Genomic DNA, 22,066 nt, shown 5'->3' with positions numbered 1-22,066 from the left:
TGCAGCGAAGGTAACGCTATGAAAGAGGGAGAGAATTGATAACGATCAATGCGAAATGGCTTATAAAAGGCGCCTGAACCCGCAAATACCTCCGAGGTGGTATCTTTTTCTATTTTTTATCCTTTTGTTTTTTAACGATTTTAATGAAAAACCATCGATTATCATGCGCCTTCGGCGTTCATCAGGGTATTAAGGGGTAGATCCCCCCGTTGGCAGGTTGCTCCCCCGTCCAGACGACATAAAAAAGGGCGCAATAAACATTGCGCCCTGATAGCAAACGGGTATGGCTTATGACTTTTGTTTACGGCCGTAAACTGCCCAGGTAATGATGACGCAGGCAATATAGAAGACGAAAAAGATCTTCATGGCGCCTGCCGGAGAACCGGTCAGCTCCAGCGAAATACCAAACGCTTTCGGAATAAAGAAGCCGCCGATGGCGCCAATCGCGGAGATAAAGCCCAGCGCTGCCGCCGTATCGGTTGCGGCTTCACGCATCGCCTGCTCTTCACTGCCGCCCTGCGCTTTCACCCGTTCCATGGTCATTTTGCGGAAAATAACCGAAATCATCTGGAAGGTAGACGCACTGCCCAGACCGGCGGTCAGGAACAGCACCATAAACACGCCGAAGAAGGCAATAAAGTTCCCTCCGGTACCATTCGTCGGCAGCGTCATGAACAGCAGGCCGCTAAAGATAGCCATCACCACGAAGTTCACCAGCGTCACGCGGGTACCACCCAGACGGTCCGAGATAGCCCCGCCCATCGAACGCGCCAGCGCACCGATAAACGGCCCGAAGAAGGCAAAGTGCAGAATCTGCACATCCGGGAACTGCGTTTTTGACAGCATCGCGAAGCCCGCAGAGAAGCCAATAAATGAGCCAAATGTCGCCAGATAGAGCAGTGCCATGACCCACAGATGGGCGCGCTTAAGTACCGGCAACTGTTCGCTCAGAGAGGCTTTGGACGCAGAGAGGTCGTTCATGAAGAACCAGGCCGCCAGCGTCAGAACAATCAGAAACGGCACCCAAATCCAGGCGGCGTTTTCCAGATACAGCACGGAGCCGTCCGGCTGTTCGGTGCCAGTACCGCCGAAGACGGCAAAGATAGACAGCGAAACGACCAGCGGTGCAACCAACTGCATCACGCTGACGCCCATGTTGCCGAGACCGCCGTTAAGGCCGAGGGCGCCGCCCTGCTTCTGTTTCGGGAAGAAGAAGCTGATGTTGGCCATGCTCGAAGCAAAGTTAGCCCCGGCAAAACCGCAAAGCAGAGAAATAATCACAAAGATACTGAACGGGGTAGAGGTGTCCTGCACCGCGAAGCCCAGCCACACGCAAGGGATAATCATGATCCCGGTACTGAATGCGGTCCAGCGGCGGCCGCCAAACAGCGGTACCATAAAGGCGTAGGGAACGCGTAATAATGCACCGGACAGCGCCGGCAGTGCGGTCAGCATAAACAGCTGGTCAGTCGTAAACTGAAAACCGACTTTATTCAGATTGACCGCCACAGCGCTGAACAACATCCAGACGCAAAACGCCAGCAAAAGACAAGGAACAGAGATCCACAAATTCCGGCTCGCAACACGATGGCCGCGCTGTTGCCAGAACTCGGGATCTTCAGGACGCCAGTCGGTGATGACTGAAGTACTGGCCTTCTCCGGTAGGGACGATTGACTCATAAATACCTCTGATTATTCATATATTCTGCCGCTACATTAGGGGTTACAGAGGGCGGTAAGTTGATATAAATCAAAGGAAAAGTTGTCATCAAATTGCTTAAAAAAAAATCATCACCCAAAGTGAGTAGTCATTCTCGTTAAAAAAAGTGTGGTTTTTCACATGGCTGCCGAGTTTCAGCGATCGCCTCCCGTAAACCTACCCACCACCGACAATTAAGGGGTAATCCCTTATGGGTATGGGTATACTCCATGGGATATCCGAGAATAGTCGCCACTCCCGGATGGTTTGCCGGTCAGGAGCCACGCACTCTATGTTAAAACGTCTTTTTACCCCGCTTACGTTAGTGAATCAACTGGCGTTAATCGTGCTGCTATCGACGGCGATTGGCGTCGCAGGAATCGGTATATCCGCCCGACTGGTCCACGGCGTACAAGGCAGCGCGCACGCAATCAATAAAGCCGGTTCGCTGAGAATGCAGAGCTATCGTCTGCTGGCGGCAGTGCCGCTGAACGAAGGCGATCGCAAACTGCTCGACGAAATGAATGCCACCGTCTTTAGCGAAGAACTGCGGGATGCCGCCCTCAGAGACGGTCAGGATAGCCAGCTTAAGGCGCTTCAGCAGTACTGGCAGCTGGAGCTGGCGCCGGGAATGAAGCACGCGCAGAATCAGGCCACCGTTGCCACGGACGTCGCCAGCTTTGTCGATCGGATAGACCACCTGGTGACCTCCTTTGACCACACCACCGAACAGCGCATCCGCTACGTCGTCTGGATGCAGCGGGTGATGGCCCTCGGCATGGCGCTACTGTTCCTGTTTACCATTGTCTGGCTGCGGGCGCGGCTGCTGCGGCCGTGGAAACAGCTGCTGGCGATGGCCCGGGCAGTCAGCCACCGTGACTTTACCCAGCGGGTCCATATCAGCGGTCGCAATGAGATGGCCAGCCTCGGGATGGCGCTCAACAACATGTCCAGAGAGCTGGCGGAAAGCTATTCAGTACTCGAACGGCGGGTGCAGGAAAAAACCGCCGGGCTGGAGCAGAAAAACGAAATCCTCGCCTTTTTATGGCAGGCCAACCGCCGCCTGCACTCCAGCGCTCCCCTTTGTGAACGCATTTCGCCGGTGCTCAACGGTCTGCAAGGGCTGACGCTGCTGCGCGATATTGAAGTGCGCGTGTATGACTTCGAAGATGAGGACAATCATCAGGAATTCGTCTGCCACTCGGATATACAGTGCGATGATAAAGGCTGCTATTTATGCCCGCGGGACCTGCCGCAGCTGCCGGACACCGGCGCGACGCTGAAATGGCGGCTGTCCGACGCCCATAACCAGTATGGGATCCTGCTGGCCACGCTGCCGGCAGGACGTCACCTGAGCCACGATCAGCAGCAGCTGGTTGATACCCTGGTCGAACAGCTCACCTCCACGCTCGCACTCGACAGGCACCAGGAGCATCAGCAGCAGCTTATTGTAATGGAGGAGCGTGCCACCATTGCCCGCGAGCTGCATGACTCCATCGCTCAGTCGCTCTCCTGTATGAAAATGCAGGTCAGCTGTTTACAAATGCAGGGCGAAAACCTGCCGGAAGAGAGCCGCCAGCTACTGGGCCAGATTCGCAATGAGTTAAATACATCGTGGGCACAGCTGCGTGAACTCCTGACGACCTTCCGACTACAATTAACCGAAGCGGGCCTGCGCCCGGCGCTGGAGGCCAGTTGCCAGGAATACAGCGGACATTTCGGCTTTACGGTACAGCTTGATTATCAGCTACCGCCGCGCTTTGTCCCTTCACATCAGGCGATCCACGTCCTGCAAATCGCGCGTGAAGCGCTGAGTAATGCGCTGAAACACGCGCAGGCAACGGAAGTGACCGTGACCGTCTCGCAGCGGGATAACCAGGTACGTATGGTGGTTGCGGACAACGGCCGCGGCGTGCCCGATCATGCGGAACGAAGCAACCATTACGGCTTAATTATTATGCGGGATCGCGCTCAGAGTTTGCGCGGAGACTGTCAGGTGCGTCGCCGGGAAAACGGCGGTACCGAAGTCGTCGTCACCTTTATCCCGGAAAAATCGATATCAATCCAATAAGGAGAACCTTATGAGTCAACAGGAACGGGCAACCATCCTTCTCATTGACGATCATCCGATGCTACGCACCGGCGTGAAACAACTCGTGAGCATGGCCAGCGATATTCAGGTCATTGGCGAGGCTAGCAACGGGGAACAAGGTATTGCGCTGGCGGAGACGCTGGATCCCGACCTGATCCTGCTGGATCTCAACATGCCGGGTATGAATGGTCTGGAAACCCTCGATAAGCTGCGTGAAAAATCGCTTTCCGGTCGGGTGGTGGTATTCAGCGTGTCTAACCACGAAGAAGATGTGGTCACCGCCCTGAAACGTGGCGCCGACGGTTACCTGCTGAAAGATATGGAACCGGAAGATCTGTTAAAAGCGCTCCAGCAGGCCGCGGCGGGCGAGATGGTTCTCAGCGAAGCGCTTACGCCGGTGCTGGCGGCCAGCCTGCGCGCCAACCGCGCCACTTCAGATCGCGATATCAGCCAGCTGACGCCGCGCGAGCGCGATATCCTCAAGCTGATTGCCCAGGGGCTGCCGAACAAAATGATCGCCCGGCGTCTGGAGATAACCGAAAGTACCGTGAAGGTACACGTTAAGCATATGCTGAAGAAAATGAAGCTGAAATCCCGTGTTGAAGCGGCGGTATGGGTACATCAGGAGCGGATTTTCTAAGGCATATCCCGCCAGGTAACGCCGTCGGCCGAGAACTTGACCAGCGGCTCGGTCAGCGCCAGCGCGATCTCATTGGATGAAACGCGCTGACCCGTTTTATCTTCCACCACCACCGACAGATGCCACAGGTTGGTCGCCCCCGGCTCGCTGCTCCATGCCGGCAGGATCACGCTCCAGCCGTTCGGGTTACTGGCATCCACGGGAGACGTTAAGCTCAGTAGCTGCGTATCGCCTTGCCACTTCAGCGACTTTATCCCATGCAGGCTACGAATCTGTAGCTTCAGCTGTACCGTCTCTCCCGGCTGTAAATCCCACGGCGGCGTCGCCAGGTAAACCGACAGCGATTTGCGTTGACGATACTCGACCACCGGCAAATTATCACGCTCAGGACTGTCATAGCGGCTCCCGCGTAAAGAGCGGCTGATCGCCACCTCATCGGCCGCCAGCTGCTGTTTAAGCGGCACGCCGAAGCGGTAATTCAAATTCAAACCGACGTTATTCTGACTAAGCCCGCTCTCGCCCTGCTTGTGTTTTGCCGTCATGGTCACTAACGGTATGGGCGTATAGTTCAGCCCCACCGAGACCGCCACCGGATTATGATAGCCGGTACCGGAATGGAACAAATCGACGCTATCACCAAAATACTGTTCGACGCTAACGCTGGTATTAATATGCTGATAGAACGGGAGCCGTGCCTGGGCGGTCACGTCATACCCGCTCGCCATTCGCTGTTCCTGCACCAGACTTTCCCCGCGCTGCCAGCTTCCAACGGGATGGTAATAGTTGGCCGACAGGCGTAAATACTCGCCCCAGGCTTCGGCACCGAGGCTGCCTCGCGCCAGATTCTCCCCCAGCACTTTGTCGTAGAACGAGTTGTAGCCAAGTAGCCAGGTGCCCATTCTCCAGCGCTGCCCCAGGCCGATATTTCCTACCAGATCGTCTTCCCGCTGAGTCACCGAATACTGGTTCCAGGTCAGGTAGTCTCCGTTATCCTGCAATGGGACAAACCAGCTGCCCTGACTGCCGGTGAAGTTGCCTTCTTTATCCACCCGCAAATCGACATTGGCGTTCCCCCACGGCGATAGCCAGTTTTCCAGCTGATGGCTCACCTCGTTACCAAGCCTGCCAATGGCCAGCATTCGCGCCTGTTCACCGGCAGTCAGCCCATTATCGCTCATGCTGGCCTCACCAAATTTCTTAGCCACTTCAGCGAAATGCCGGGCATCATCTTCAACCTGCGGGGCAATGCCCAGATCCGGCAGCGCCGCCTGTTTATCACTGAACGCCGTGCTCCCCTGTAGGGCACGAGCGGGAACACCTGCCAGTAGCAAGAGTATCGGAAGGAGTGGGGTCACGCGGTACGACAAAGACATTGAATGGATGATATTGGCTCACGAAGGATGGCAACAGTCGCTAAGTTTACCGTTTTTTGCCCTCCCCCGCAGCCCCGAGGGCAATTCCAGGAATATCCCGAACGTTATACTTGCGTCTCCACCTCGGCCAACAGCGCCTTGAGCTCGGGAATACAGGAGCCGCAGTTAGTGCCGCATTTCAACACCTTACCCAGCTCACTGGCCGTGCGACAGCCGTTGGTGATGGCCGCAAGAATAGCGCGTTCGCCAATACTAAAGCAGCTGCATACGATCCGCCCGGAAGGGGCCGTCTCACCGCTTTTTTTACCGCCAAGCAGCGCGTGCCGCTGCGATGGCGTGTCCGGAGCAGAGTGAAACGCGCTGACTATCCACCCTGCGTCGAGGGTCGGTTCACAGGCGTCGCTCCACCAGCCCAGCATCAGCCTTCCCTCGTGCCAGGCCAGCAGATTCCAGACTGCCCCGGCGTGGGCAATGTGCATCTGCCATCCCTGCCGTTGACACCAGTCGGTCAGCCACCCTTGCGGAGCGTGCTCTCCGGCTAAAGAGAAATGATTCACCTCCAGGGCCGCCCGACGGCGCCAGTGGACCGATGTCGGCAGCGCAACCGGCTGACGACAAAACAGTTCACCGTGCCAGGCGGGGCGCCAGGGCGCAATCGCCACCGCCACCTGCTTACTTTCCGGCTGACCGGACCAGGGATCCGTCACCGCCGACAGCAGGTTGTTCACCCTTCCCTGGCGGGCAAACTGATTGTTCCAGTGCATCGGTACGAACAACGCCCCCCGACGCTGCCCGCGACTGACCACCGTTTTCGCCACCATCACGCCGCTGCGCGACCAGATTCGCGCCAGCCCCCCATCGTGCAGGTGCAGGCGGCTGGCATCTTCTGGCGCGACCTCAACTATCGGTTCGGCAATATGCTGCATCAGGCGTGGCACGGAACCCGTGCGGGTCATGGTGTGCCACTGATCGCGAATGCGACCGCTATTGAGGATCAGCGGATAAAAGGCGTCGGTTATCGCGCGCGTGGCCTGAGGCGTTACCGGCACCATGCGCAATTTGCCATCGCCGTGCCAGCCCTGCTGCAAATCAAGTCCGGCACCGGTGCGGCTGACCGGCCAGCGCACCGGTGCCAGGTTATCCCAGGCCTCGCGGCTGAGATCCGCCAGCCCACCGATATCAAATGCCCGCTGGCCGTTATTTTCAAAACCAGAAAGTGCAGCATGTTCGCTGAAAACGTCATGCGGATGGCGCCAGGCAAATGCCGCACCAAAGCCGAGCCGTTCAGCCACGCGAGCGATTATCCACCAGTCGGCCCGGGCTTTCCCTGGCGGCGGCAGAAAGCTGCGCTGACGGGAAATCCGCCGTTCTGAGTTGGTGACGGTGCCGTTTTTTTCCCCTCACGCCAGCGCCGGAAACCGAATATGTGCGAAGTCCGCGGTATCCGTCCTGGCGCTCACATCGGAGACGATAACCAGCGGACACGCGGCCAGCGCCTGGCTCACGGCATGACTGTCGGGTAACGATACCACCGGGTTGGTGCCCATAATCCACACCGCCTTCACCTCACCGCGGCCGATCGCGGCAAACAGCTCCACCGCCGTCAGCCCCGGCGTCTGCGCCAGACGTTCAGTGCCCCAAAAACGCGCCAGTCGGTGCAAATCCTGTGGTTCAAAATTCATATGGGATGCCAGCATCGTTGCCAGGCCCCCCACTTCTCGGCCCCCCATCGCATTTGGCTGGCCAGTCAGCGAAAACGGGCCGCAGCCCACACGCCCGAATTTCCCGCTGGCCAAATGAACGTTAATGATGGCGTTGCACTTGTCGCTGCCGCTGGCCGACTGATTGATCCCCATGGTGTAAAGCGTTATTGCCCGCGGCGCGGCGATAAAGTCACGATAGAACTCAGCGACCTGCTGAACCTCCAGCCCGCAGAACCCGGCAACTTGCATCGTATCCCAGCCTGCGGCAGCCGCCAGCGCCTGCGAGCAATCGCGAAAATCGCCCGTCAGCGCACCGGCATCGGCAAGCGCCTTCAGCAAGCCGACAAACAGCCCGCCATCGCTGCCGGGAGCAAGTGCGAGGTGGCTATCGGCAATATCGCAGGTGGCGGTTCGCCGCGGGTCGATAACCACCACTTTCATCCGGGGATTATCGCGTTTCGCCTGGACCAGCCGCTGATAAAGTACCGGATGTGCCCAGGCGGCGTTTGACCCCACCAGCACGACCAGATCGCTGTTTTCCACATCTTCGTAGCTGCACGGCACTACGTCAGCGCCGAAGGCGCGCTTATATCCGGTCACCGCCGAGGACATACAGAGTCGCGAATTGGTATCGATATTGGCCGCGCCGATAAACCCCTTCATCAGTTTATTCGCCGCGTAATAGTCCTCGGTGAGCAGCTGACCGGAGGCATAAAAGGCCACCGCCTGCGGTCCGTGTTGCGCGATGATGGCCTCCAGCCGGGTTCCGGCAGCCGTCAGCGCCTGCGGCCAGTCGACGGGCTCACCATCCAGCTCAGGCCTCAGCATCCGTCCCTCCAGACCGGTGGTTTCCCCGAGCGCCGCGCCTTTGACGCACAGACGCCCCAGGTTTGCCGGATGCTGCTCATCGCCGCGTACGCTGACCTGACCATTTTCCGTCACCCGCGCCAGGACACCGCATCCCACGCCACAATAGGGACACGTGGTTCGGATTTCATCCATCAGGAAGCCTCCGCGCGCGCCAGAAGAACCTGATTCCCTACCCACACCGTGCCGTTTTCTACCTTCACCGGCCAGGCTCGTACCACCGGGTCGCCGCCTTCGCTGGGGCGCCCATCGCGCAAGCGAATACGCTGTTTATACAGCGGCGAAATCACGATCGGCTCCCCGCTGGCATCGCCCAGGATGCCGCGCGCAAGGACGTTGGCGTCGCTACCTGGCTCCAGGTTATCGAGGGCATAAACCTGCTCGCCAAACCGAAACAGCGCGATCTGACGTTCGCCCAGGCGCGCGCCGATACCGGCCTGGGCGGGAATCGCCTCAAGGTCGCAAATGGCCTGCCACGGGCGAGTCGATACGTTTCCTTCGTCGCGAACCGGTGCCGCGACCGGCTGCGGCTGACCGCGTAACGTTTGCCGCTGCACGGCATCATCTGGCCGCTCGCTGTTCACAAAAGAACGGAACAGCGCCAGCCGCTGCGGGTCGTTCAGGGTGGTCTGCCATTCGCACTGGTAGCTCGCCACCACCCGTGCCATCTCCTGCTCCAGCTCGTCGCCGATTCCCAGGCTGTCGTTAAGAATCACTTCGCGCAGGTAGTCTATCCCCCCTTCAAGGTTATCCATCCAGGTACTGGTGCGCTGCAATCGGTCGGCGGTGCGAATGTAGAACATCAGCAAGCGGTCAACCGTGCGGATCAGCGTCGCGTCGTCGATATCACTGGCAAACAGGTCTGCATGCCGCGGCTTCATGCCGCCGTTACCGCAGACGTAGAGATTCCAGCCTTTTTCCGTGGCAATCACGCCGATATCTTTCCCCTGCGCCTCGGCGCATTCGCGGGTACAGCCAGAGACCGCCATTTTGATTTTGTGCGGCGCGCGCAGCCCTTTGTAACGATGCTCCAGCGTGACCGCCAGCGACGTCGAGTCCTGGACGCCATAGCGACACCAGGTCGAGCCGACACAGGATTTTACCGTTCTCAGCGACTTGCCATAGGCGTGGCCGGTTTCAAAACCCGCCTCCGCCAGCTCGCGCCAGATAGCCGGCAGCTCTTCCAGTCGCGCGCCAAACAGATCGATACGCTGGCCGCCTGTAATTTTGCTGTACAGCCGATAGCGTTTAGCAATCTGCCCGATGGCAATCAGCCCATCCGGCGTCACCTCGCCTGCCGCCATACGCGGGACCACTGAATAGGTCCCATCTTTCTGGATATTGGCGAAGTAGCGGTCATTGGTATCCTGCAGCGGTAAATGCGCCGGTTTAAGCAGATACTCATTCCAGCAAGAGGCCAGAACCGATGCCACCAGCGGCTTGCAGATTTCGCAGCCGTGCCCCTGACCGTAACGGCTAATCAGTTGTTCAAAGGTGCGAATGTGATTCACGCGCACGAGGTGATAGATCTCCTGGCGCGACCACGGGAAGTGTTCGCAGATGTCTTTTTTCACCTCGACGCCCTGCGCGGAGAGTTGATACTCCAACACCTGTTTAACCAGCGCGCTGCACCCTCCGCAGCCCGTCGCCGCTTTAGTACCGCTTTTTATCGCGGCGATATCGCTCGCCCCCGCCTTCACCGCCTGGCAGATATCGCTTTTAGAGACGTTGTGGCACGAGCAGATCTGTGCGCTGTCCGGCAGCGCCGCCACGCCCAGCGCTTTCGGCGCGCTCCCTTCCCGCGCAGGCAGGATCAGGCTTTCCGGGTGCGCGGGGAGCGCCATTGCGTTCAGCATCATTTGCAGGAGCGTGGCGTAATCGCTGGCATCGCCTACCAGCACACCGCCCAGCAGCGTTTTGCCATCCTGGCTGACGACAATTTTCTTGTAGATTTGCGCCGGGCCATCCGTCCACTGGTAGCTCTGGCTGCCGGGGCTCCGCCCGTGCGCATCGCCGAAGGAGGCCACATCAATACCCAGCAGCTTCAGTTTGGTGCTCATATCCGCCCCGCTGAAGCTCGCCTCTTCACCGGTCAGGACGGCCGCCGCCGTTCTCGCCATCTGATAACCTGGGGCCACCAGGCCATAGATTTTGTTATCCCACAGAGCGCATTCACCAATCGCCAGTACGTCCGGGTCGGAAGTGCGGCACTGATTATCAATAACGATCCCACCGCGCTCGCCAACCGCCAGTCCGCTACCGCATGCCAGCGAATCCTGCGGGCGAATACCGGCGGAAAACACCACCATATCGGTGGCGAGCGATTCACCATCGGCAAAATTCAGCGTCAGGCCGTCCTCGTGGCGCACAATATTCTGCGTCGTCTTACAGGTATGTACCCCGACGCCAATATCGCTGATTTTCTCCCGGAGCATCGCCGCCCCCGGGCTATCCAACTGCACCGCCATCAGGTTCGGGGCAAACTCAACGACGTGGGTTTCCAGCCCCAGCTGCTTAAGCGCGTTGGCGGCTTCCAGCCCGAGCAGGCCACCGCCAATCACCACTCCGCGTTTTGCGCTCCTGGCGCTGGCGGCGATACGGTCGAGGTCGTCCAGCGTGCGGTAAACAAAACAGCCGTCTTGATCGTGGCCCGGCATCGGCGGGACAAAAGGATATGAACCGGTCGCCAGCACCAGCTTATCCCAGTGAGTTTCATGCCCACTGGCATCGCGCACCACTCGCGCCTCGCGGTCGATGGCCGCTACCGGTTCAGACAGCCGCAGTTCAATCCCGTACTGACTGAAGAAATCGCCTTCCACCAGCGACAGCGATTCTGCGCTGCGGCCAGCAAAGTATTCCGATAAATGCACCCGATCGTAAGCGGCGTAGCGTTCTTCGCCAAACACCACGATCCGAAACTGTTGATGCAGATTACGGCTGACACATTGCTCAAGAAAATGGTGGCCGACCATGCCGTGTCCGACCAGCACCAAAACAGGTTTTGTCATAGGAAGTTGTCCTGCAGCGCGCGGCTGCGTTGAAGAAGGGTCGAAAAGCCAGTCTGTCGGTGCACAGGTGCCCAGTAGCGTAGTGAGCGACGCCGCGGCTGCGCAGTCGCCCAGCAGTAAAACGCCGTGTAGCCTGCCATCGCGAACCAGCAGGCGGCGGTAGTGGCGGGCCAGGGGGTCCCAGCTGGTCCAAAGTTCGTCGTGGTCGCTGGCCAGCAGCTCACCGGCGCTAAAGAGCTCGATACCGGTGACCTTCAGGCGAGTACCGCCGTCCTGCCAGTGAAAATCTGCCTCCGGCGCGCCGCATAGCCGCCCGGCCAGCACTTCAGCCTGACGCAGACAAGGGGCTACCAGTCCCCACGTCCGGCCGTCAATTTCACAGCACTCGCCAAGGGCGCTAATCCCCGGCAGCGCGGTGGCCAACTGGCGGTCAACGACAATGCCGCGACGACAGGCCACGCCGCTACGCTGAGCAAGCTGAATGTTGGGGCGTACGCCGGTCGCCAGCACCACGCGGCTGGCGGCAAACGTCCGGCCATCTTCCAGCACCACATCATGTTCGCGAATGGCGGCAATTCCGCAGCCGGTGACGCACTGGATACCGCGCTCCGCCAGCTGGTGCTGTAGCTGCTGGCCAGCAAAAGCATCGGTCTGTTGCTCCATCAGCCAGCTACCGCGATGCAGTAAAGTGACGTTGTCACCATGACGCCGTAGCGCGGCGGCGGCTTCAACGCCGAGCACCCCGCCGCCAATTACCACCGCCGGGCCACCGGTAGCCAGAATGGCGGCCACGTCGGCAATCGTGCGAAAAGCGAAGACATGCGGCAGATTTGCACCGGGCAGCGGCGGGACGAAAGCCTGTGAACCGGTCGCGAAGATCAGCTCATCCCAGGGCAGCTCAACCTGCGTTGTGCGAAGCGTACGGGTCTGCGGATCGACGGACAGCACCGCCTCATCGATACGCACCGTCACACCATGCTGCCGATACCACTCCTCAGGCAGCAGCCGCGTCTGTGCCAGCGTTTTTTCCCCGCCCAGTACCGGTGACAGCTGGATGCGGTTATAGGCCTGATACGGTTCATCGCCGATAATCACAATCTGAAATCTGTCGCCCGCTCCGGCTACCAGCGTTTCCGCCAGCCGGGTGGCCGCCATACCGTTTCCAATAATCACCAGTCGCCGCTTCATCGCCACTCCCTACGCCGCCTTCGGCTGCTTTTCGTAGAGGAAGTGCAGAATCTGCTGTCGCAGATGGTGATAGCGGCTGTCGTCCGCCAGTTGAACCCGGTGGCGCGGCCGGGGCAGGTCGATGGCAAGAATCTCACCCACCGTCGCCGCCGGGCCGTTGGTCATCATCATCACACGATCGGAGAGCAGCACCGCTTCATCGACATCGTGAGTTATCATCACGATGGTGGTATTCAGCGCCTGCTGAATTTGCATCACCGCGTCTTGCAGATGAGCACGGGTCAAGGCATCAAGCGCGCCAAAGGGTTCGTCCAGCAGCAGCACTTTCGGTTTCATCGCCAGCGCCCTGGCAATCCCCACCCGCTGTTTCATTCCGCCGGAGATTTCGCCCGGGCGCTTATGCCGCGCGTGGCCCATCTGCACCTGCTCAAGGCTGTGTTCGATCCACGCCTTGCGTTCGGCTTTACTCATGGTGCGGCGAAAAACCTGATCGACCGCCAGCGCCACGTTGTCAAAGCAGGTCAGCCACGGCAGCAGGGAGTGATTCTGAAAGACCACCGCGCGCTCGGGTCCCGGACCGGCAATTTCCCGGTTATCACACAGCAGCCCGCCTTCCGTGGGTAAGGTAATGCCGGCAATCAGGTTAAGTAGCGTTGATTTCCCGCAGCCGGAGTGACCAATCAGGCTGACGGTCTCCCCTTCATAGATATCAAAAGAGATGTTTTGCAGGGCCAGAAACTCGCCGCTGGCGGTGTTGAAGCGCTGGCTGACAGCCTGCACCTGAATTAATGGTTTCATAGCAACTCCCCTATTTTTCCTGCCAGCTGAAGCGACGGGCGATCAGCATCAGTCCCTGCTCCAGCAGTAAACCGACGACGCCGATAATGACGATAGCGATGATGATGTTTTCCACGTTGAGGTTGTTCCATTCGTTCCAGATCCAAAAACCGATCCCGAGACCGCCGGTCAGCATTTCAGCGGCAACGATCACCAGCCAGGCAATGCCGATAGAGAGACGCACGCCGGTCAGCACCGCGGGCAGTACCGCAGGAAACAAAATGCGTCGCATCACCGTCCACTCTGAAAGCTGTAAAACCCGGGCCACGTTGAGATAGTCCTGCGGAATGCGGCGAACCCCTTCGGCGGTATTGATCACCATCGGCCAGATCGAGCAGATAAAAATGGTCCAGCTGGAGGCGGGTTCCGCTTTCTGGAACAGCAGCAGGCCGATAGGTAGCCACGCCAGCGGGCTGACCGGACGCAGCAGCGCAATCAGCGGATTAAACATGCGGGCAAAGAACAGCGAACGGCCGATCAAAAAGCCCAGCGGAATGCCTACCAGCGCCGCAAGGCCAAACCCCACCGCCACCCTCTGTAGCGACGCCAGTACGTTCCAGCCGATCCCCATGTCGTTCGGCCCGTCCTGATAGAACGGTTCGGCAAACAGGGTCAGCGCGGAATCCAGCGTACTCAGCGGCGTCGGAAAGCCTTTACTCTTCATCGCCGCCAGTTGCCAGCAGAGCAGCAACAATCCCAGCCCCAGCAACGGTGGCAAAAGTCGCTGAACGGTTTCGCGTAGCCAGCGTGTGAGCGGCGGCGTGGTCCGCCGGACCTGTACCGGCGGCAGGGTAATCACTTCACCCGGCGTTTTCTCTGTGGAAATAGCAGGTTGCGTACTGTGCGCGTGTTTCATTTCATGCCCCCTTACGTTGAATCGCGAAGCCGCGGGCGTAGCCTTCCGGATCGGCCCCCGTCCAGACCGTACCGTCCATCAATGTGCTGCTACGCATCATCGCCGTCGGCGTAGGGACCCCGCCCACCGCCTGCGCCGCCTCTTTCCAGACATCAATGCGATTGATGCGCCGGGCCACCGCGTGGTAATCCGGAGCGGTTTTTAATAATCCCCAACGGCGGAACTGGGTTAAAAACCACATCCCGTCCGAGAGCCACGGGAAGCTCACCTCCCCCTGGTCGTAGAAGCGAATCGGATGGGCATCCTGCCAGCGGCGACCCAGCCCGTTGTCGTACTCCCCGAGCATCCGTCCGGTGAGATACTGCTCTTTAGTGTTCAGCCAGGCGCGCTTCGCCAGAATACGCGCCGTCTCGCGCGTGTTCTCTTCCGACGCCTCAATCCAGCGTGAGGCCTCCAGAATCGCCGCGACCAGCGCACGGGCGGTATTCGGGTTACGGTCAACCCATTCGCTGCGGGTACCGAGGATTTTTTCCGGGTGTTCCGGCCAGATAGCCTGCGAGGTGGCGGCGGTAAACCCGATGCGATCGTTGATCGCCCGCGCGTTCCACGGTTCACCAACGCAAAAACCAATCATGTTGCCGATGCGCATGTTCATCACCATTTGCGGCGGCGGCACCACCACGGTGCGCACATCCTCAAACGGATCGATACCTCCGCTGGCCAGCCAGTAATAGAGCCACATCGCGTGCGTTCCGGTGGGAAAGGTGTGGGCGAAGGTGTAACTGCCCGGTGCACTTTGCCCGATGAGCCGTTTCAAGCCGCCGAGGTCTGTCACGCCTTTCTCCTGCAGGTCGCTGGAGAGCGTTATCGCCTGGCCATTGCGGTTGAGGGTCATCAGGTTAGCCATCGACTGGGGCTTACTGGCGATCCCCAGCTCAAGGCCATACAGCAGGCCGTAGAGAATGTGGGCCGCATCCAGTTCACCGGCGGCCAGCTTATCGCGTACCGCCGCCCAACTGGCCTCTTTGGAAGGCACCAGGGTAATGCCATATTTCTTGTCGAATCCGTTCAATGACGCGATGGCTATCGGCGCGCAGTCCGTCAGCGGAATAAACCCCACCCGGACGGTGGTTTGCTCCGGTTTATCGGAGCCCGCGGCCCACGCGCCCTGCATCATGCCAGGCAGTAACATGGCGCTGCCCAGCGCGGCCCCCGCCTGTAAAAAACGTCGTCGTGAAATCGAAAATTTATCGCCCATACCCGCTCCAGAACGCGCAAAAAAAAGCGCCCGGCAGTGCTTACGCACTGCAGGACGCCTTTATCCATGGACACACCGACCGTCGTTGGCCCGTTGCCCAAAACTTTTATTCACTCGGATAATCTAATGCAACGCGGATGCCAGGTTTGCCACGAGCCGTGTTACGCGCTTTTACCGCGCTTGTTGTCTGGAACACACCCCGATTTGCACCGTCGACTGGCAGTAAATGCCCACTGATTGTGCATCTACTCCTTTGGGGTTACCGACCACAGCGCCTTTACCGTCAGCAGGGCGCGGGCGATTTCCACCATCCTCTGGTTCTTATCCATCGCCATTTTTCGCAATGTCTGCCAGGCCTGCTCTTCCTGCATCCCCTGATGAATCATCAACACGCTTTTCGCTTTTTCAATCAGCCTGCGCTCTTCGAGCGTATCTTTTAACGATGCTAGCTGGCCGGAGAGCTGCTGTAGTTCGTAGGCCTGCCGACGGACCAGCGGCAACAGCTGTTTGTCGAGACGGCGCGCGATGTCATCCCCACCGTCATCTTCCGCCCAGTTGGCCGGCAGCGTTGCTGGCTCTTCGCCGTCGCGCAGTCTGTCGGCGACGTTCAACAGATCGTCGATCAACCGCTCTTCCAGACCCCGCATCTGCTCCAGGCGCTGGGTCTGAGCGCAAAACCAGCGTAGCGCCGTCTCCCCCTCATCCGCCGAAGGCTGGCGGGTACAGGCAATCCGCCGTAGCTGCTCTATTTCCAGGCTGGCCTGGCACTGTGTCAGAAACAGCGTCGACTGCGGCTCATCAGCCAGCGCCTGAAAACTGTCAAAACAGGGCTGCTGGCCATCAATTCTGTCCACCAACAGCTGACGGAGTTCGTCGCTAAACTGCCCGCGGGCAAAACCGGATGCTCCCAGCGCACGCTCCTGCCCCACCAGCTCTTTTCCCTGCATAAAGCTGTAGAGCGCCACCATGCGCCCGGCAATTTGCGGATCGTCAATACTGTCATTAAGCTGCGGCACAATGTTCAATAAGTGGCGGATAATGCGGCTAAACTGGCTTGTTGCCTCTTCGGCGACGATCGTGCGGCTACGCACGGCGTCACGCAGCGCCCGAATCTGCTCCAGGTACCAGACCGCGCTGGCAATTCGCCAGCACAGCGCGCTGCTGGCGCACTCCCGCACCGGTTCAAGCGCCTCGCGAAAGGCGAGAAGCTGTTCGTTCACCAGCGCCGAGCCCGCACGACACTCAGCAGCATAGAGTCGACCGCCGGAGCACAGCCAGATGTTGGACGCCCCGCGTTCGCACTGGAGCATGTGCACCAGCGCGCTTATCCGGCTTGCCAGCGTACCCTGCTGCGTCAGCTGGCGTAGCTGCTCTTTTTGCAGCTGCCGCGCGCGGTGAAACCACCTGTTAGCTTCCGGCACAATGCCAGCCGTATTATTCATACCCCCTCCCGGGTTAACGCTTTATACTTCGCTTTACGCTTTAGCTAGCAATAACCGTGCCTTATACCAAGGAGTCCCTATGCAAAGTATTGTGATTGTCGCCAACGGCGCTGCCTACGGTAGCGAATCGCTGTTCAATAGCCTGCGCCTGGCGATAGCCCTGCGTGAGCAGCAGTCCGAACTCGATCTGAAGCTATTTTTAATGTCCGATGCAGTGACGGCTGGCCTGCGCGGGCAGAAACCGGCGGAAGGTTATAACATTCAGCAAATGCTGGAGATCCTCACCGCGCAGAATGTACCGGTGAAATTGTGCAAAACCTGCACCGATGGGCGCGGTATCACCCCGCTACCGCTGATTGACGGCGTGGAGATTGGCACCCTGGTGGAGCTGGCGCAGTGGACCCTGGCGGCCGATAAAGTCCTGACCTTCTGAAGAAACCCCTTCTGGCGGGATTAAATATCACGCAAGCATCGTTTATTAACGGAAAAGGTAAGTCAGCTGAATGCTTTCAGGCACAACATCATTTTTGTTTAATCTTTATCCATTTTGTTGATCAAAATCAGCATTCGTCCGCTTCCCATTTGGTGTTATGCCATGAGTAAAGTGTGAACAATATCACGCGCGGGATTGAGCAGGCAGGATGCTGTAGACAGATAACAACGGGGTATGTAAATGGCGATGGTTAAAGCAAGTTTGATGTTGTTTGGTGGTGATACGCTGGTGGTTCGCTGTTCTGAACGCTGCCATATTCACCTGATGAGCGCGAAGGCTGCCGGTGACAGTCATGCGGATATTCTGAGCGTGCAGGATCGCGACAGCGCGTACCTGACCGTGCCCTATAACGGCACCTGGAACGTACTGATCGACAGCCACAGCCAGTCACTGGAGCACTCCATCAGCTACGTTCCCGCCTGATAAAACTTGCCCGGGTCACCCCGGGCATGCCTCAGGCCAGCCCCGGCTGGCTGCTTTCTCCGAGCAACGTCCGCACCTTCCCGACAAGATCGTCAAGGCAGTCATCGTGCATGCCGAGCTTGCGCAGCTCCTGATCCAGCGAGAACAGGTACTGAGCATTCGTGCCGAGCGGCCCGCTGGCTTTGGCGATAAGCGGCGCAATGACCTGAGCGCGAGTGTCCGGCTCAAAAAGGGGATGCCGGGGATCCATAATGAACACCAGGGCATTCACCGTCCGCCCGTCATCGAGCGCCAGCTTGCACCAGGTCGGCATATAGCAGCCGGTGATCATCTCCCGCTTCCACAGCAGCGTCAGTTCATCTGCCAGCGTCTCGTCGGGGAGTCGATAGGCTACGCCGGTGGTACGCCCACCCTCTTTCAAGGCCAGCATGCGCCCCGGCTGACAGGCGCTGCCTCGCCCGGCAGTCAACCGCAGGCAGAAGGCACGATGCCATCCCGGCAGCGTACCGGTGCAGGATTCGCGATATTCAAGGGCCGGATTCCACATAAGCGAACCATAGCCAAAAATCCACACCGAGCCGGCATCAGGACGACAGGCCAGCGTTGCCGCCAGGGAAGCTGCCCGTTGCTCTGCCGACCAGAGTAGCGATTCCTCAATAGCACCAAACGCCGTCTTACAATCCGCATTGATTAAGAAATCACGTGTTAACACTGTCTACTACCTCCGCCACTGCCCGCTTCCCGGCGATTATCTGATGGCATCCTTGAAATATTGCCGAATTATTATCCAGCTTTAATCGACAATAAGCAATGAACGACACGCTGACAAGCCGGGCAGTAGCAGATGCGGCAGCCGGGTCAATAAGGTCTTCGTCTGGCATGGTTCAGTACCGTATTTTTGTTCGGCATTTTTTGTACTGACAGGCGTGGCGTAAGGCTTACAGGGCAGTTCGGCTGCACCATCACTGGCTGAATACGGGTATCCGTCCGGCTAAGCCCGATTTACCGGCATCCGAGATATTCACCTGCGGTTTACAACAAAAAACCCTGTCTTTAACAGCAATGTGCGGGATATACAGCGAGGTATAATTGATAATTAATTTCAGTAAGCATATGAACAATAAACATAAAACTGCAATAATCATAAGTTATAACTATCTAAGGATATTTATCATTAATAGCCGTAAATTTAAGTAAAAATTCATTTCACACTCGGTATTCTCTGTTATTTTATCAACTTACGTTATCTATAATTATAACACCTGCATAAAATGGAGATGGTTCATGACGCATGTACATGAGGCGGTGAAGACCCGCCACAAGGAGACATCGCTTGTTTTCCCGATTCTGGCGCTGGCGGTGCTTATCTTCTTCGGAAGTAGTCAATCGCTGCCAGCGGTCATTGGCATTAATATTCTGGCCTTAATCGGTATTCTGTGTAGCGCATTCAGCGTTGTACGCCACGCAGACGTACTGGCGCACCGCCTTGGTGAGCCGTACGGTTCGTTAATTTTAAGTCTTTCGGTGGTCATTCTCGAAGTCAGCCTGATTTCTGCGCTCATGGCGACCGGCGATGCGGCCCCCACGCTGATGCGCGATACCCTCTATTCGATCATTATGATCGTCACCGGCGGTCTGGTCGGCTTTTCTCTGCTGCTGGGCGGGCGTAAATTCGCCACCCAGTACATGAATTTGTTTGGCATCAAGCAGTATCTTATCGCCCTGTTCCCGCTGGCGATTATTGTACTGGTCTTCCCGATGGCGCTGCCGGGTGCGAATTTCAGTACCGGTCAGGCCCTGCTGGTGGCACTGATTTCCGCCGCGATGTACGGCGTATTTCTGTTAATTCAGACCAAAACGCACCAGAGCCTGTTTATTTATGAGCATGAAGATGACAGCGATGATGATAACCCGCATCACGGCAAGCCGTCTGCACACAGCAGCGCCTGGCATACCGCATGGCTGTTAGTTCACCTGGTGGCGGTGATTGCGGTCACGAAGATGAACGCCAGCCCGCTTGAGACGCTACTGACCAGCATGAACGCGCCGGTGGCCTTTACTGGCTTCCTGGTAGCGCTCCTGATCCTCTCACCGGAAGGGCTCGGTGCGCTGAAAGCGGTGCTGAGTAATCAGGTCCAGCGTGCGATGAATCTGTTCTTTGGTTCAGTGCTGGCAACCATCTCGCTGACCGTCCCGGTGGTGACCTTAATCGCCTTCTTAACCGGCAACGAGCTGCATTTTGGCCTTGGTGCACCGGAGATGATCGTCATGGTCGCTTCGCTGGTGCTGTGTCATATCTCCTTCTCCACCGGCCGGACCAATGTCCTTAACGGTGCCGCGCACCTGGCACTCTTTGCCGCCTATTTGATGACTATTTTTGCCTGATAGTTTTCCCCGGTGACCTGCGGTTGACCGGACCATAAAAAAAGCCTGCCGGTTTTGCAACGGGCAGGCTTTTCACGTTCAGGAGCGTTGGATTAGTTGCTGGTATCCAGCTCATCAAAGCCTTTAACCAGGTCGTCGATGGCTTTCATTTGCTTGAGGAACGGCTCCAGCTTCGCCAGCGGCAGCGCGGACGGGCCGTCGCATTTCGCGTGTTCCGGGTCCGGATGCGCTTCAATAAACAGACCCGCAATACCCACTGCCATCCCTGCACGTGCCAGTTCTGCAACCTGCGCACGACGACCGCCGGAAGCGGCGCCAAACGGGTCGCGGCACTGTAACGCGTGGGTCACGTCGAAGATAACCGGTGAGTTGTTGGACGCTTTCTTCATTACGCCAAAGCCCAGCATGTCGACAACCAGGTTGTCATAGCCGAAGTTCGCGCCACGGTCGCACAGAATCACTTTGTCGTTACCGCCTTCAATAAACTTGTCGACGATGTTACCCATCTGGCCCGGGCTGACAAACTGCGGTTTCTTCACGTTGATGACTGCGCCAGTTTTCGCCATCGCTTCCACCAGGTCGGTCTGGCGAGCGAGGAACGCAGGCAGCTGGATCACGTCAACCACGTCGGCAACCGGCTGCGCCTGGCTGGCTTCATGAACGTCAGTGATGATTTTCACGCCGAAGGTTTGCTTCAGCTCCTGGAAAATTTTCATCCCTTCTTCCAGGCCCGGACCACGATAGGAGTGAATGGAAGAACGGTTGGCTTTATCAAAAGAGGCTTTGAACACATAAGGAATACCCAGCTTCTGCGTTACGGTCACGTAGTGTTCGCAGATACGCATCGCAAGATCGCGGGATTCCAGCACGTTCATCCCACCGAACAGGACGAAAGGCAGGTCGTTTGCTACGTTGATATCACCAATGCTAACCACTTTTTGTTTCATAAGATCGCCTTATCAGGGTGTAACCGGAATCATTCCAGATTAGTGAAGAGTAATTTGTTTATGCGAAATCGTATTAATTTGCGCGCGGATCATTTCGCTGATCGGGTCCTCTGGACACTGTTCAACAAAATAGTTCAGATCCAGCAGCGCAACATGATCGCACTCAAGCTGGGCGTAGATCAGCCCGCGATCGCGAATCTCGTACGGATCTTCCGGATTGAACTGCAACAGCGCTTCGCTGGCGCGCAGGGCCAGCTCCATCTGCCGCTCTTCCATCAGCGCCGATTTTAAGGTGTCGAGCAGTTTGTGGATCACTTCGGCGTTATCTGCCTCATCAAGATCCTCGTTGAACAGCTCGGCAACCGGACTAATATTGCCCTTCAGCCAGACTTCCAGCATATGTTCATTGAGCGTTTCGCCGTTGAACGGATTAATCAACCACATCTCTTCGCTGGTTTCCGGGTCCGCACGCAGCAGCAGCTGCGTCGGGAAGATAACCGGCACCAGCGGCAGCGACAGGCGCTGGGCAATCCACAGTACGATGGCCCCTAATGACGCCGCACTCCCCTGACGGTTGATCAGAACCTTGTCGATCCACAAAGCATCCGACAGCCGGTAAACGCCGTGGGAGTCGCGAAAGCCCCACTCATGGTAGAACAGCTCCAGCAAGCGCTCCAGCTGACGTTCCTGATCCCACGAAGAGGCAATTTCCTCCTGCGCCAGGCCCAGCAGCCGCTCCAGTTCATCCTGCACATAGTGCGTTGGAAAATCGTCGCGGATTAATTCAGAAATGAGGACCATGCCATCGCACAATGGCGCTTTATTAAATTCGAAATCAGCTAATGACCTCATGAC

The 22,066-nt window shown here is 57.9% G+C and carries 15 protein-coding genes and 1 pseudogene; 5 read left to right on the top strand and 11 right to left on the bottom strand.

Annotated features, from left to right (window positions below):
- Positions 1 to 288: 288 nt before the first annotated feature.
- On the bottom strand, positions 289 to 1,680 hold the full coding sequence (locus tag ACMYSK_RS04070; protein WP_434640428.1) for a NarK family nitrate/nitrite MFS transporter: 1,392 nt from the start codon (positions 1,678 to 1,680) through the stop codon (positions 289 to 291).
- Between the two features lie 311 nt (positions 1,681 to 1,991).
- Here ACMYSK_RS04070 and narX point away from each other — a divergent pair, with 311 nt between their 5' ends.
- Together narX and narL are read left to right on the top strand one after the other, a co-directional pair.
- On the top strand, positions 1,992 to 3,770 hold the full coding sequence (gene narX, locus ACMYSK_RS04065; protein WP_434640427.1) for a nitrate/nitrite two-component system sensor histidine kinase NarX: 1,779 nt from the start codon (positions 1,992 to 1,994) through the stop codon (positions 3,768 to 3,770).
- A 10-nt stretch (positions 3,771 to 3,780) separates the two neighbouring features.
- The gene (narL, locus tag ACMYSK_RS04060; protein ID WP_434640426.1) at positions 3,781 to 4,431 is read left to right on the top strand and encodes a two-component system response regulator NarL; all 651 of its coding nucleotides are present in this window, start codon (positions 3,781 to 3,783) and stop codon (positions 4,429 to 4,431) included.
- Here narL and ACMYSK_RS04055 read toward each other — a convergent pair.
- The 7 genes and pseudogenes from ACMYSK_RS04055 to nasR form a co-directional block, all read right to left on the bottom strand.
- Entirely contained in the window at positions 4,428 to 5,804 is a 1,377-nt protein-coding gene (locus tag ACMYSK_RS04055) for a YchO/YchP family invasin (protein WP_434640424.1), read from the bottom strand. The two genes, narL and ACMYSK_RS04055, sit on opposite strands and share 4 nt — an antisense overlap.
- 104 nt (positions 5,805 to 5,908) lie before the next feature.
- A pseudogene (locus tag ACMYSK_RS04050) lies at positions 5,909 to 8,509 on the bottom strand (nitrate reductase).
- The gene (nirB, locus tag ACMYSK_RS04045) at positions 8,509 to 12,570 is read right to left on the bottom strand and encodes a nitrite reductase large subunit NirB (protein ID WP_434640422.1); all 4,062 of its coding nucleotides are present in this window, start codon (positions 12,568 to 12,570) and stop codon (positions 8,509 to 8,511) included. The pseudogene ACMYSK_RS04050 and the gene nirB overlap by 1 nt, the downstream one beginning before the upstream one ends.
- 9 nt (positions 12,571 to 12,579) lie before the next feature.
- The gene (locus ACMYSK_RS04040; RefSeq protein WP_434640420.1) at positions 12,580 to 13,368 is read right to left on the bottom strand and encodes an ABC transporter ATP-binding protein; all 789 of its coding nucleotides are present in this window, start codon (positions 13,366 to 13,368) and stop codon (positions 12,580 to 12,582) included.
- A 10-nt stretch (positions 13,369 to 13,378) separates the two neighbouring features.
- Positions 13,379 to 14,263 carry a nitrate ABC transporter permease gene (gene ntrB, locus ACMYSK_RS04035; RefSeq protein ID WP_434640418.1) on the bottom strand — a complete coding sequence of 295 codons (885 nt, stop codon included), beginning with the start codon at positions 14,261 to 14,263 and terminating at the stop codon, positions 13,379 to 13,381.
- Position 14,264: 1 nt separating this feature from the next.
- Positions 14,265 to 15,521, bottom strand: coding sequence for an ABC transporter substrate-binding protein (locus ACMYSK_RS04030; RefSeq protein ID WP_434640416.1), 1,257 nt, complete (start codon positions 15,519 to 15,521; stop codon positions 14,265 to 14,267).
- Between the two features lie 245 nt (positions 15,522 to 15,766).
- Entirely contained in the window at positions 15,767 to 16,963 is a 1,197-nt protein-coding gene (nasR, locus tag ACMYSK_RS04025) for a nitrate regulatory protein NasR (protein WP_434640415.1), read from the bottom strand.
- Positions 16,964 to 17,042: 79 nt separating this feature from the next.
- On the opposite strand from nasR, the gene ACMYSK_RS04020 reads away from it, so the two are divergent.
- Together ACMYSK_RS04020 and ACMYSK_RS04015 are read left to right on the top strand one after the other, a co-directional pair.
- On the top strand, positions 17,043 to 17,396 hold the full coding sequence (locus tag ACMYSK_RS04020; protein ID WP_434640413.1) for a DsrE/DsrF/TusD sulfur relay family protein: 354 nt from the start codon (positions 17,043 to 17,045) through the stop codon (positions 17,394 to 17,396).
- Between the two features lie 240 nt (positions 17,397 to 17,636).
- The gene (locus tag ACMYSK_RS04015; protein ID WP_004863495.1) at positions 17,637 to 17,879 is read left to right on the top strand and encodes a DUF1883 domain-containing protein; all 243 of its coding nucleotides are present in this window, start codon (positions 17,637 to 17,639) and stop codon (positions 17,877 to 17,879) included.
- 31 nt (positions 17,880 to 17,910) lie between these two features.
- Here ACMYSK_RS04015 and ACMYSK_RS04010 read toward each other — a convergent pair whose 3' ends face one another.
- Complete coding sequence (locus ACMYSK_RS04010) at positions 17,911 to 18,591, bottom strand: gamma-glutamylcyclotransferase (RefSeq protein ID WP_434640411.1); 681 nt, start codon at positions 18,589 to 18,591, stop codon at positions 17,911 to 17,913.
- Positions 18,592 to 19,163: 572 nt separating this feature from the next.
- On the opposite strand from ACMYSK_RS04010, the gene chaA reads away from it, so the two are divergent.
- On the top strand, positions 19,164 to 20,264 hold the full coding sequence (gene chaA / locus ACMYSK_RS04005) for a sodium-potassium/proton antiporter ChaA (RefSeq protein WP_434640409.1): 1,101 nt from the start codon (positions 19,164 to 19,166) through the stop codon (positions 20,262 to 20,264).
- 92 nt (positions 20,265 to 20,356) lie between these two features.
- Here the strand turns inward: chaA and kdsA are convergent, their stop codons facing one another.
- Together kdsA and sirB1 are read right to left on the bottom strand one after the other, a co-directional pair.
- Positions 20,357 to 21,211, bottom strand: a complete 855-nt coding sequence (gene kdsA, locus ACMYSK_RS04000; protein WP_123754767.1) for a 3-deoxy-8-phosphooctulonate synthase — start codon at positions 21,209 to 21,211, stop codon at positions 20,357 to 20,359.
- 39 nt (positions 21,212 to 21,250) lie between these two features.
- Positions 21,251 to 22,063: an invasion regulator SirB1 gene (gene sirB1 / locus ACMYSK_RS03995; protein ID WP_434640407.1), complete on the bottom strand. Its 813-nt coding sequence runs from the start codon at positions 22,061 to 22,063 to the stop codon at positions 21,251 to 21,253.
- Between the last annotated feature and the right edge of the window lie 3 nt (positions 22,064 to 22,066).

This window comes from Klebsiella sp. I138, from assembly GCF_051131765.1.
Classification (GTDB): domain Bacteria; phylum Pseudomonadota; class Gammaproteobacteria; order Enterobacterales; family Enterobacteriaceae; genus Klebsiella.
The sequence above is the reverse complement of the archived record's forward strand: the minus strand, read 5'-3'. Positions and strand labels throughout refer to the sequence as shown.

Excerpts from the sequence above, each read along its gene's own strand:
- ACMYSK_RS04070 (WP_434640428.1), bottom strand. The coding sequence starts at position 1,680 with ATGAGTCAATCGTCCCTACCGGAGAAGGCCAGTACTTCAGTCATCACC.
- narX (WP_434640427.1), top strand. The coding sequence starts at position 1,992 with ATGTTAAAACGTCTTTTTACCCCGCTTACGTTAGTGAATCAACTGGCG.
- narL (WP_434640426.1), top strand. The coding sequence starts at position 3,781 with ATGAGTCAACAGGAACGGGCAACCATCCTTCTCATTGACGATCATCCG.
- ACMYSK_RS04055 (WP_434640424.1), bottom strand. The coding sequence starts at position 5,804 with ATGTCTTTGTCGTACCGCGTGACCCCACTCCTTCCGATACTCTTGCTA.
- nirB (WP_434640422.1), bottom strand. The coding sequence starts at position 12,570 with ATGAAGCGGCGACTGGTGATTATTGGAAACGGTATGGCGGCCACCCGG.
- ACMYSK_RS04040 (WP_434640420.1), bottom strand. The coding sequence starts at position 13,368 with ATGAAACCATTAATTCAGGTGCAGGCTGTCAGCCAGCGCTTCAACACC.
- ntrB (WP_434640418.1), bottom strand. The coding sequence starts at position 14,263 with ATGAAACACGCGCACAGTACGCAACCTGCTATTTCCACAGAGAAAACG.
- ACMYSK_RS04030 (WP_434640416.1), bottom strand. The coding sequence starts at position 15,521 with ATGGGCGATAAATTTTCGATTTCACGACGACGTTTTTTACAGGCGGGG.
- nasR (WP_434640415.1), bottom strand. The coding sequence starts at position 16,963 with ATGAATAATACGGCTGGCATTGTGCCGGAAGCTAACAGGTGGTTTCAC.
- ACMYSK_RS04020 (WP_434640413.1), top strand. The coding sequence starts at position 17,043 with ATGCAAAGTATTGTGATTGTCGCCAACGGCGCTGCCTACGGTAGCGAA.
- ACMYSK_RS04015 (WP_004863495.1), top strand. The coding sequence starts at position 17,637 with ATGGCGATGGTTAAAGCAAGTTTGATGTTGTTTGGTGGTGATACGCTG.
- chaA (WP_434640409.1), top strand. The coding sequence starts at position 19,164 with ATGACGCATGTACATGAGGCGGTGAAGACCCGCCACAAGGAGACATCG.
- kdsA (WP_123754767.1), bottom strand. The coding sequence starts at position 21,211 with ATGAAACAAAAAGTGGTTAGCATTGGTGATATCAACGTAGCAAACGAC.
- sirB1 (WP_434640407.1), bottom strand. The coding sequence starts at position 22,063 with ATGAGGTCATTAGCTGATTTCGAATTTAATAAAGCGCCATTGTGCGAT.